The 11793-nt window shown below is 45.6% G+C and carries 7 protein-coding genes and 1 pseudogene; 6 read left to right on the top strand and 2 right to left on the bottom strand.

Annotated features, from left to right (window positions below):
- Positions 1-387 precede the first annotated feature (387 nt).
- From pdhR to lpdA, 4 genes are all read left to right on the top strand, one after another.
- Positions 388-1155: a pyruvate dehydrogenase complex transcriptional repressor PdhR gene (pdhR, locus tag UA76_RS21295; RefSeq protein WP_047049843.1), complete on the top strand. Its 768-nt coding sequence runs from the start codon at positions 388-390 to the stop codon at positions 1153-1155.
- 52 nt (positions 1156-1207) lie between these two features.
- On the top strand, positions 1208-3871 hold the full coding sequence (aceE, locus tag UA76_RS21290) for a pyruvate dehydrogenase (acetyl-transferring), homodimeric type (protein WP_047049842.1): 2664 nt from the start codon (positions 1208-1210) through the stop codon (positions 3869-3871).
- Positions 3872-3901: 30 nt separating this feature from the next.
- Entirely contained in the window at positions 3902-5812 is a 1911-nt protein-coding gene (gene aceF, locus UA76_RS21285; RefSeq protein ID WP_047049841.1) for a pyruvate dehydrogenase complex dihydrolipoyllysine-residue acetyltransferase, read from the top strand.
- 241 nt (positions 5813-6053) lie between these two features.
- Positions 6054-7484, top strand: a complete 1431-nt coding sequence (lpdA, locus tag UA76_RS21280) for a dihydrolipoyl dehydrogenase (RefSeq protein WP_047049840.1) — start codon at positions 6054-6056, stop codon at positions 7482-7484.
- 154 nt (positions 7485-7638) lie between these two features.
- Here lpdA and UA76_RS21275 read toward each other — a convergent pair whose 3' ends face one another.
- Complete coding sequence (locus tag UA76_RS21275; protein WP_047049839.1) at positions 7639-8268, bottom strand: LuxR/HapR/OpaR family quorum-sensing transcriptional regulator; 630 nt, start codon at positions 8266-8268, stop codon at positions 7639-7641.
- Between the two features lie 308 nt (positions 8269-8576).
- Between UA76_RS21275 and hpt the strand changes: the two are divergent.
- Positions 8577-9106 (top strand): annotated as a pseudogene (hpt, locus tag UA76_RS21270) (hypoxanthine phosphoribosyltransferase).
- 84 nt (positions 9107-9190) lie between these two features.
- Here the strand turns inward: hpt and can are convergent.
- Positions 9191-9850, bottom strand: a complete 660-nt coding sequence (can, locus tag UA76_RS21265) for a carbonate dehydratase (protein WP_047049838.1) — start codon at positions 9848-9850, stop codon at positions 9191-9193.
- Positions 9851-10087: 237 nt separating this feature from the next.
- On the opposite strand from can, the gene UA76_RS21260 reads away from it, so the two are divergent.
- Entirely contained in the window at positions 10088-11770 is a 1683-nt protein-coding gene (locus tag UA76_RS21260; protein WP_047049837.1) for a SulP family inorganic anion transporter, read from the top strand.
- Positions 11771-11793: the final 23 nt, after the last annotated feature.

The raw sequence follows: 11793 nt of genomic DNA, 5'->3' as shown, positions 1-11793 counted from the left end.
CTAGGCAATTCTCGCTGAACCACGCATCTTGAGGTTACTTGGGTATATCAAAGCGCCTTTTTGACACTCAAAAAGGCGCTTTACAATCCAACTCATTTCTTAACCTATTTCTATGGTTTTTTCTTTTCTATTCATATTTCTTTAAAACCTAGCGGTCATACTGTGATCCCTAGCACGCTATCGCCCCACCTGTTTATATTTTGTAATTGGTAAGACCAATTCTTTTGCTGTTTTAATGTGTCGATGTTGCATAAGTGTTAGTGCGCGATCGTTTCTATGATTTGAATCAATTTTTACCTAGACAGCGGCGTTTTAATTATGTTAATTTCTGCTCCAACAAAAAATTGGTAATACCAATTGACTGCAAAGAGTAGAAGAACAACAACTATGGCTTATCAAAGGATTCGTCAGCCTAAGCTCTCCGATGTTATCGAGCAGGAGCTAGAAAGGTTGATAGTGGAAGGGACACTTTCTCCGGGGCAACAATTGCCACCAGAGCGAGAGCTAGCAAAGCAGTTCGACGTGTCTCGACCTTCAATTCGAGAAGCGATACAGCGTTTGGAAGCAAAGAAACTGCTGACTAGACGTCAAGGTGGCGGAACATTCGTTAGCGAGAACATTTGGAAGAACTTTTCAGATCCTCTGCTAAATTTATTGTCTAGCCATTCTGAAACTCAGCTTGATCTTTTGGAGTCGCGTCATGCGATGGAAGGGATTTCAGCCTACTTTGCGGCAATTCGTGGTACCGATGAAGATTTCGCTCGAATCCAAGCGTGCTTGGAAACCATCAGTGCGGAGCAAGCGAACAATAATATCGAAGCTGAAGCATCTGCTGTTATGGCATTTCTGATTGCTTTGACGGAAGCCGCGCACAATGTAGTGCTGCTGCACATTGTTCGAAGCCTTGCGCCACTGCTTGAGCAAAACGTATTACAGAACTTAGAACTGCTTCATCGTCGTGAAGAAGTAGTTGAGAAAGTCAGTATCCATAGGGCAAACATCGTGGATGCGATTGTTTCTGGTCAGCCTGAAAAGGCGCGTGAAATGTCACATTCGCACTTGGCCTATATTGAAGAAACATTGTTGGACTTGAGTCGTGAGGAGAGTCGCCGTGAGCGTTCTCTACGTCGAATCCAGCAGGGTAACGACTCCTAGAGTCATTACATCGAATAATAAGTAGATCAAACCAACAAAAGGATAGATCGCCATGTCTGATATGAAGCATGACGTAGACGCACTGGAAACTCAAGATTGGCTACAAGCCCTTGAATCAGTGGTACGTGAAGAAGGTGTAGAACGTGCTCAGTTCTTACTAGAAACAGTTCTAGAAAAAGCACGTCTAGATGGCGTTGATATGCCAACTGGTATCAACACTAACTACATCAATACGATCCCTGCAGCACAAGAACCAGCTTACCCTGGTGATGTGACTCTAGAGCGTCGTATTCGCTCAATCATTCGCTGGAACGCAATCATGATCGTATTGCGTGCGTCTAAGAAAGACCTAGACCTAGGTGGTCACATGGCTTCTTACCAGTCAGCAGCTGCATTCTACGAAGTTTGTTTCAACCACTTCTTCCGCGCTCCAAACGAGACGGACGGTGGCGATCTAGTTTACTACCAAGGTCACATCTCACCGGGTATCTACTCACGTGCATTCGTTGAAGGCCGTCTAACTGAAGAGCAGCTAGACAACTTCCGTCAAGAAGTAGACGGTAAAGGTATTCCTTCTTACCCACACCCTAAGTTGATGCCTGAGTTCTGGCAATTCCCAACAGTATCTATGGGTCTTGGCCCTATCTCTGCAATCTACCAAGCGCGTTTCCTTAAGTACCTAGACGGCCGTGGCATGAAAGACACGTCTGCACAGCGTGTATACGCATTCCTAGGTGATGGTGAGATGGATGAGCCAGAATCACGTGGTTCACTTTCTTTCGCAGCGCGTGAGAAACTAGACAACCTATGTTTCCTAATCAACTGTAACCTACAGCGCCTAGACGGTCCTGTAATGGGTAACGGTAGCATCATCCAAGAACTAGAAGGCCTATTCAAAGGTGCCGGTTGGAACGTTGTTAAAGTTATCTGGGGTAGCAACTGGGATTCACTACTGGCTAAAGATACGTCTGGTAAACTACTGCAGCTAATGAACGAAACTGTAGATGGCGACTACCAAACATTCAAATCTAAAGATGGCGCGTACGTACGTGAGCACTTCTTTGGTAAGTACCCAGAAACAGCTGCACTTGTTGCAGACATGACTGATGACGAAATCTTCGCGCTTAAGCGTGGTGGTCACGAGTCTTCTAAGCTATACGCAGCATACAAAAACGCGGCAGAAACGAAAGGTCGTCCAACAGTAATCCTAGCTAAGACGGTTAAAGGTTACGGCATGGGCGAAGCGGCTGAAGGTAAGAACATCGCGCACCAAGTGAAGAAGATGGATATGACTCACGTACTACACCTACGTGATCGTCTAGGTCTTCAAGACATCCTATCTGATGAGAAAGTAGCGGAACTTCCATACCTGAAACTTGAAGAAGGTTCAGCGGAATACGAATACCTACACGCTCGTCGTAAAGAACTAAAAGGTTACACGCCACAGCGTCTACCTAAGTTCACTCAAGAATTCAAAACACCTGAGCTAGAAGAGTTCGCGCCGCTACTAAGTGAGCAAAAGCGTGATATCTCTACGACTATGGCTTACGTTCGTACTCTTAACATCCTGCTTAAGAACAAGAACATTGGTAAGAACATCGTTCCTATCATCTGTGACGAAGCTCGTACGTTTGGTATGGAAGGTCTATTCCGTCAGATCGGTATCTACAACCCGCACGGTCAGGAATACACGCCAGAAGATAAAGGCATTGTTTCTTACTACAAAGAAGCGACATCTGGTCAGGTTCTACAAGAAGGTATCAATGAGCTAGGCTCAATGGCATCTTGGGTTGCTGCTGCAACGTCATACAGCACTAACGATTTGCCAATGATCCCATTCTACATTTACTACTCAATGTTCGGCTTCCAACGTGTTGGCGACATGGCGTGGATGGCAGGTGACCAACAAGCTCGTGGTTTCCTACTAGGTGCTACTGCAGGTCGTACAACGCTAAACGGTGAAGGCCTACAGCACGAAGATGGTCACTCGCACATCATGGCGAATACAGTTCCTAACTGTATCTCTTACGACCCAACGTTCGCTTACGAAGTTGCAGTAATCATGCAAGACGGTATCCGTCGCATGTACGGTGAGAACCAAGAGAACGTGTTCTACTACCTAACTGTAATGAACGAAAACTACGCAATGCCAGCAATGCCAGAAGGCGCTGAAGAAGGCATCCGTAAGGGTATCTACAAGCTTGAGTCTTACGCTGGTGACAAGTCTAAAGTTCAGCTAATGGGCTCTGGTACTATCATGAACGAAGTACGTAAAGCAGCGACTATCCTAAGCGAAGAGTACGGCATTGCATCTGACGTATTCTCTGTAACATCGTTCAACGAGCTAACTCGTGACGGTCAAGACGCTGAGCGTTACAACATGCTACACCCAGAAGGCGAAGCGAAAGTTCCTTACATTGCACAAGTAATGGGTACTGAGCCTGCAATCGCAGCGACGGATTACATGAAGAACTACTCTGAGCAAGTTCGCGCATTCATGCCTTCTGAGTCATACAAAGTACTGGGTACTGATGGTTACGGCCGTTCTGACAGCCGTGAGAACCTACGTCGCCACTTCGAAGTTAACGCAGGCTACGTAGTAGTTGCTGCTCTAACTGAGCTAGCGAAACGTGGTGATGTTGAGAAGTCAGTCGTTGTTGAAGCGATTGCTAAGTTCAACATCGATACTGAAAAAACTAACCCACAATACGCTTAATACAGCGCTTAACTAGAAGGTAAATAAGCAATGGCAATCGAAATTAATGTACCTGACATCGGTGCGGATGAGGTTGAAGTTACTGAGATTCTTGTAAGCGTTGGCGACAAGGTTGAAGAAGAGCAGTCTCTGATCACTGTTGAAGGCGACAAAGCTTCTATGGAAGTTCCGGCGTCTCAAGCAGGTATCGTAAAAGAAATCAAAGTAGCGGAAGGCGATTCTGTTACGACTGGTTCTCTTATCATGATTTTCGAAGCTGAAGGTGCCGCTGCAGAAGCGGCTCCTGCGGCAGCTCCAGCAGTTGAATCAGCACCAGCTGCAGCTCCTGCAGCGGCAGAATTGAAAGAAGTTCATGTTCCAGATATCGGTGGCGACGAAGTAGAAGTTACTGAGATCATGGTTGCAGTTGGCGACAGCATCGAAGAAGAGCAATCTCTTCTAACGGTTGAAGGCGACAAAGCATCAATGGAAGTCCCAGCACCATTCGCTGGTACTCTAAAAGAGATCAAAGTTGCAGCTGGCGATAAAGTGACGACTGGCTCTTTAATCATGGTATTTGAAACTGCAGGTTCAGGCGCAGCAGCGGCTCCGGCAGCCGAGACGTCGGACCGAGTAGAAGCTCCAGCGGCAGCGGCTCCAGCAGCGTCTGCGGCTAAAGAAGTAAACGTTCCTGATATCGGCGGTGACGAAGTAGAAGTTACTGAAGTAATGGTAGCGGTTGGCGACACAGTAGAAGAAGAGCAATCTCTAATCACTGTTGAAGGTGACAAAGCTTCTATGGAAGTTCCTGCACCATTCGCTGGTACAGTGAAAGAAATCAAGATTGCAGCTGGCGACAAAGTAACGACTGGCTCTCTAATCATGGTATTCGAGGTAGCAGGCGCAGCTCCGGCACCTGTTGCAGCTCCTGCTCCAGCTCCAGCTCAAGCGGCAGCACCTGCTCCAGCAGCTCCAAAAGCTGAAGCTCCAGCGGCGGCACCTGCAGCTAACGACTTCCAAGAAAACAACGACTACGCACACGCGTCTCCAGTTGTTCGTCGTCTTGCTCGTGAATTTGGCGTCAACCTGTCTAAGGTTAAAGGTACTGGTCGTAAGAGCCGTATCCTTAAAGAAGACGTTCAAGCTTACGTTAAAGATGCTCTTAAGCGTCTTGAGTCTGGTGCAGCAGCATCTGGCAAAGGCGGTGACGGCTCTGCTCTTGGTCTTCTACCTTGGCCAAAAGTGGACTTCAGCAAGTTCGGCGAAACTGAAGTTCAGAAGCTTTCTAAGATCAAGAAGATCTCTGGTGCAAACCTACACCGTAACTGGGTAATGATCCCTCACGTTACACAGTGGGACAACGCAGACATCACCGAGCTAGAAGCATTCCGTAAAGAGCAGAACGCAATCGAAGCGAAGAAAGATACGGGCATGAAGATCACTCCACTTGTGTTCATCATGAAAGCTGTTGCTAAAGCGCTAGAAGCGTTCCCAGCGTTTAACTCTTCTCTTTCTGAAGATGGCGAAAGCATCATTCTTAAGAAGTACGTAAACGTAGGTATCGCAGTTGATACGCCTAACGGTCTAGTTGTCCCTGTATTCAAAGACGTGAACAAGAAAGGCATCTACGAGCTATCTGAAGAGCTAATGGCTGTGTCTAAGAAAGCACGTGCTGGTAAGCTAACTGCAGCTGACATGCAAGGCGGTTGTTTCACAATCTCTAGCCTTGGTGGTATCGGTGGTACTGCATTTACGCCAATCGTAAATGCACCAGAAGTTGGTATTCTAGGCGTGTCTAAGTCTGAAATGAAGCCTGTGTGGAACGGCAAAGAGTTCGAACCACGTCTACAGCTTCCACTGTCTCTATCATACGACCACCGTGTGATTGATGGTGCAGAAGGTGCGCGTTTCATTACATTCTTGAACGCGGCACTATCAGATATCCGTCGTCTAGTTCTGTAATAGAATAGATGATTTAGAGGCGGCTAACAGCCGCCTCTACTATTAATAACATCGACAATTTGTTGTTGTCCCAGTTGGCAATTAATCCGGGATTCTCAAACGAATTGTTGTCTAGCTCACAGGCTAACTTAAAGCTACTTTCACACTGTTAACAACTCTGTAAAATATTCACGGTTTGAAAGTCCAATAATTTAAGAATACCTTCTCAGCCTGTTAGGGATAATGACTACAAGAGGTCACAATGAGCAAAGAAATTAAAGCCCAAGTTGTTGTACTTGGTTCTGGTCCTGCTGGTTACTCAGCTGCATTCCGTTGTGCAGACTTAGGTCTAGAAACAGTATTAGTTGAACGTTACAGCACTCTTGGCGGTGTATGTCTAAACGTTGGTTGTATTCCATCAAAAGCCCTTCTTCACGTTTCTAAAGTTATCGAAGAAGCAAAAGCTATGGCTGATCACGGCGTAGTTTTCGGCGAACCACAAACAGACATTAACAAGATCCGTATCTGGAAAGAAAAAGTGGTTAACCAACTGACTGGCGGTCTTGGCGGTATGGCTAAGATGCGTAACGTAACAGTGGTTAACGGCTACGGTAAGTTTACTGGCCCTAACTCTATCCTAGTAGAAGGCGAAGGTGAGTCGACAGTTGTAAACTTCGACAACGCTATCGTTGCTGCGGGTTCTCGCCCAATTAAACTGCCATTCATTCCACATGAAGACCCACGTATTTGGGATTCAACGGATGCGCTAGAGCTGAAAGAAGTACCAGAAAAACTGCTTATCATGGGTGGTGGTATCATCGGTCTAGAAATGGGTACGGTTTACCACTCTCTAGGTTCTAAAGTAGACGTAGTAGAGATGTTTGACCAAGTTATCCCAGCTGCGGATAAAGACATCGTTAAAGTTTACACTAAGCGTATCAAAGACAAGTTCAAGCTAATGCTTGAAACTAAAGTAACAGCAGTTGAAGCGAAAGAAGACGGTATCTACGTTTCAATGGAAGGCAAAAAAGCACCAGCAGAAGCTGAGCGTTACGATGCGGTTCTTGTTGCTATTGGTCGTGTACCAAATGGTCAGCTAATCGACGGTGAAAAAGCGGGTCTAGAAATCGACGAGCGTGGCTTCATCAACGTTGATAAACAGATGCGTACTAACGTTCCACACATCTTCGCTATCGGTGATGTGGTTGGTCAACCAATGCTTGCTCACAAAGGTGTGCATGAAGGCCACGTGGCTGCTGAAGTTATCTCTGGTAAGAAGCACTACTTCGACCCTAAAGTTATTCCTTCAATTGCTTACACTGAGCCAGAAGTGGCATGGGTTGGTAAGACTGAGAAAGAAGCGAAAGCGGAAGGCATCAACTACGAAGTGGCTACTTTCCCATGGGCAGCGTCAGGCCGTGCAATCGCATCTGACTGTGCAGACGGTATGACGAAGATGATCTTCGACAAAGACACTCACCGTGTAATTGGTGGTGCTATCGTTGGTACTAACGGTGGTGAGCTTCTAGGTGAAATCGGCCTAGCAATCGAGATGGGTTGTGACGCTGAAGACATCGCTCTAACAATTCACGCTCACCCAACTCTGCATGAGTCTGTTGGTCTTGCTGCTGAAGTATTCGAAGGTTCTATCACTGACCTTCCAAATAAGAAAGCAGTGAAAAAGAAAAAGTAATTTTCTTAGAGACTAAGTTTCTCAATCTGATAAGAAAAGCCGCTGAACAGTCAGCGGCTTTTTGTTTTTGCAGACCATGCTGGTTCCATTGGGAATGGCATCAAACAAAAAAGGCTTACCGATAGGCAAGCCTTAGTTGCTTTATATAAGGTGTTTAGCCTGTTACAGACTCTTCGGCATGCTGGTAAATGCACAGCATATCAAGGTAGCTCTGAGTCAGTTTCTCTAGCGCCGCTTCATTCTGGATACGGTTAGATTGAACGAACAGAGAGTAACAAATGCCGTGGAAAAGCGTTGCTAGATCTGCAGGATCGTGCTCGGCACAGACTTCACCACGCTCAATCGCTTTGACAAACATGTTTTGAACCAGCATTTGGTTAGTACGGTTAGTGGTTACGAACAGTGGCCATACTTCGTCACGAGTCGATGCGCTCCACTCGAACCAAACTTTCAGCCAATGACAGTCGTTAACTACTAAACGAGTCATGCCATTGGTGATGTTGGCTAGATTCTCTTTAGCGTGAACATCAAGGTCGATGGTGTCAGAAAGAAAGTTTGAGAACTGACGTACAACATGATTGAGTACGTCGTCGACTAAATCTTCGCGAGTTGGGAAGTAGTTAAACACTGTTGCAACCGAGACTTGTGCAATCTCTGCGATGTCAGCGTGACCACCTCGGCCAATGCCACGTTTAGCAAAAACTTCTAGCGCGATCTCCATTAGCTGTAGTTTGCGCTTTTGAGGTGACAGGCGCGTACGCGGCCTTTTTTCAATTGAGTCCATGAGTTTATTTCCTTGCCATTTTTTAACGTTGTAATGAGCGTATCGCTCTATTTATTGTTTTATAATTTGCTCAAAGCTCTATGAGTGTAATGGTGCATATGCCAGGAGGTCAATATGGAGTGGCGGATTTATCAACAATTTTAATAAAAATTGAACAATTAAAGTCTCTTTAAGTGACCTATTTCTCAATAAGGATGTAACTGAAACGGTTAACGCCATAGTTTATGGATGTTAAACTAGCGGCCAACTAATCCTATTGTGGCTACACTCTATAGATTCTCGTAAGCCACTAACAATGTGAGACAGGTATGAAACATACAGTTGAAGTTATGATCACTGAGCAGGAAGTGAGTGATCGCGTTAAAGAGCTAGGGCAGCAAATTACAGAGCACTATAAAGGCAGTGAAGACTTGGTCATGATCGGCTACTACGTGGCTCATTTGTATTCATGGCAGACCTTGCGCGTGCGATTGAAGTGACTCATCAAGTTGATTTCATGACAGCTTCTAGCTACGGAAATAGCATGGAGAGCTCTCGCGATGTTCGTATCTTGAAAGATCTAGACGACGACATCAAAGGCAAAGATATCCTTCTAGTGGAAGACATCATTGATACAGGCAACACGCTGAGCAAGGTGAGAGAGATCCTGTCTCTTCGTGAACCTAAGTCTATCCAAATTTGTACATTACTTGATAAGCCATCACGTCGCGAAGTTGAAGTGGATGCGAAATGGATCGGTTTTGAGATTCCAGATGAGTTTGTTGTTGGTGTGGGTATCGATTACGCTCAAAAATATCGTCATCTGCCGTATATTGGTAAAGTGGTTCCTCAAGAGTAACCTTAAGCCACTCGCTAATAGATACAAAAATGCCCACATCATGTGGGCATTTTTTTGATCAAGCGTCCGAGTCTACAGGTGGAATTATTTTAGAACATCGGAGTGAAGAATTTTTTCCATTGCAGAGTGAAAGTTAAGTTCAAGGGTTTCGTTACTCGAGCAACCCACGCCTAAATCTTCCAACTTACCGTCTCCAATTCCATACACGACACCATGAACTTCAACTTTTTGTCCTCGCTCCCATGCGCTCTGTAAAATGGTCGAGTTACCTAGGTTATAGACTTGCTCGGCGACATTGATCTCACAAAGCTTATCCGCCCATTTTTCTTCTGGAAGTCGGTTCAGGTGATTGCGATGTTTTAAGAAGAGATCACGAATGTGAAGTATCCAGTTATTGATGAGTCCAAGTCTTGGGTTTTCAATCGCTGCATTCACACCACCACAGCCATAGTGACCACAAACGATGATGTGTTTGACTTTAAGAACATCGACTGCGTATTGCACGACAGACAAACAGTTTAAGTCGGTATGAATGACTTGGTTGGCAACATTTCGGTGTACAAACAACTCACCAGAGTAGAGACCGGTTAATCGCTCTGCGGGTACACGGCTATCGGAACAACCAATCCACAAAAAATCTGGACTTTGGCCTTCTTCTAGTTTGGCGAAAAATTCAGGTTTCTCGGACTTGATAGAATCTGACCACTTTGAGTTGTTTTCAAAAAGCTGTTTAATTTCCGGCATAAAAAAATCCTCGATTTACTGCCGATACTATACACAATGTTGATAAGGCTATCTTGATTAAAATGCATGAAAATGTACTCATCTGACTAGTTCTTGCATAGAAAATCATAAAGATAGTTAAATTTATGTTGTTTAGTTATAAAGCCAAGAGAATAAATCTTATTTTAAGTTTAGTTTCCTTATATAAGATTTGTTAAAGTGATGCCGTTTGTTTGTCTATCAGCAGGGAGCTGAATTGTGTTTGGACGTCGTTTTGATGATATAAACCTTAAAGGTGATCTCTTCGGTGGTGTAACAACCGCTATCATCTCATTACCTCTCGCACTCGCTTTTGGTGTTGCTTCAGGTGCTGGCGCAGAAGCTGGTCTGTGGGGCGCAATCATGGTGGGCTTCTTTGCCGCCCTCTTTGGTGGTTCGAATACCCTGATCTCTGAGCCTACGGGCCCAATGACGGTAATCATGACCGCCGTACTGACCAGTATGATGGCGAAATACCCAGAAACTGGCATGGCGATGACCTTTACCGTCGTCATGATGGCGGGTGCATTCCAGATTCTTCTCGGAACCCTCAAACTTGGTAAATACGTTACCCTAATGCCTTATAGCGTGGTATCGGGCTTCATGTCGGGTATCGGCGTTATCTTGATCATTCTTCAATTATCCCCACTGCTTGGACAAGCAGCGCCTGCTGGTGGAGTAATGGGAACGCTCACTGCATTGCCTGAAATTATTGAGAACATGAAGTTCAGTGAGCTGTTCTTGGGCATACTGACGCTGGCTATTTTGTTCTTGTTCCCGAAAGCTTATCGTCGATATGTACCCGCCCAGCTTGTGGCTTTAGTTGCGGTTACCATCCTGTCAGTGATGATGTTCGGGACAGACGATATTCGTCGTATTGGTGAGATTCCAGCAGGTCTACCTTCGTTAGTGATTCCTCACTTTGGCGCAGATGTCTTTACCGAAATGGTGATTGATGCGTTAGTGCTTGGTACGTTAGGTTGTATTGATACTCTATTGACGGCGGTTATCGGCGACTCACTAACGCGTAAAGAACACGACTCAGATAAAGAGCTACGCGGCCAAGGTCTTGCAAACATGATCTCAGGCCTGTTCGGTGCGCTACCCGGCGCGGGTGCAACTATGGGTACGGTGACTAACATTCAAGTCGGTGCACGTTCACCGCTATCAGGTGTGACTCGCGCATTAGTATTGGCGTTAGTTGTATTGGTTGCTGGTGGTCTTACCGAGCCAATTCCGATGGCAGTACTGGCAGGTATCGCGGTGTATGTTGGTTTCAACATCCTCGATTGGAGTTTCATCCAGCGCGCTCACAAAGTTAGCTTTGCGGGTATGGCGATCATGTACGGTGTCATGCTGCTCACGGTGTTTGTTGACCTGATTGCAGCGGTTGGTCTTGGCGTCTTTATTTCAAACATCATTATCATTGAACGCCTGAGTCGCGAGCAAGCGCGTCAGGTTAAAGCAATCAGTGATGCCGACGATGACGATCTGCCTCTTACCGATAGCGAAAGAGGCCTACTTGATAAAGCCAATGGTAAAGTTCTGTTTTTCTACTTGTCTGGGCCGATGATTTTCAGCGTTTCTAAGGCGATTTCAAGGCAGCACACCAGTATTAGTGACTACGAAGTGATGATACTTGATTTGACCGACGTGCCAATGATTGACGTCACAGTTGGTCTTGCTCTAGAGAATGCGATACAGGATGCGTTGGACGCTCAATGTAGCGTTTACTTATTGTGCCCGAACGAGAAGACGAGAGAGCAGCTAGAGAAATTCAAGGTTATCGATCAGGTGCCGGATGGAAACACGTTTAAATTCCGTTACGAAGCACTGAATGCGGCAATTAAACATGTCGAGCAAAATGATGAAGCCGTCATTGAGCAGCTACCTTTTAAATAAGCTCTGTACAACTTGATTAAGAA

Source organism: Vibrio mexicanus (assembly GCF_001012815.1).
Classification (GTDB): domain Bacteria; phylum Pseudomonadota; class Gammaproteobacteria; order Enterobacterales; family Vibrionaceae; genus Vibrio; species Vibrio mexicanus.
This window is presented reverse-complemented; position numbering and strand designations above follow the sequence as displayed.

Excerpts from the sequence above, each read along its gene's own strand:
- aceE (WP_047049842.1), top strand. The coding sequence starts at position 1,208 with ATGTCTGATATGAAGCATGACGTAGACGCACTGGAAACTCAAGATTGG.
- can (WP_047049838.1), bottom strand. The coding sequence starts at position 9,850 with ATGCCGGAAATTAAACAGCTTTTTGAAAACAACTCAAAGTGGTCAGAT.
- aceF (WP_047049841.1), top strand. The coding sequence starts at position 3,902 with ATGGCAATCGAAATTAATGTACCTGACATCGGTGCGGATGAGGTTGAA.
- pdhR (WP_047049843.1), top strand. The coding sequence starts at position 388 with ATGGCTTATCAAAGGATTCGTCAGCCTAAGCTCTCCGATGTTATCGAG.
- lpdA (WP_047049840.1), top strand. The coding sequence starts at position 6,054 with ATGAGCAAAGAAATTAAAGCCCAAGTTGTTGTACTTGGTTCTGGTCCT.
- UA76_RS21275 (WP_047049839.1), bottom strand. The coding sequence starts at position 8,268 with ATGGACTCAATTGAAAAAAGGCCGCGTACGCGCCTGTCACCTCAAAAG.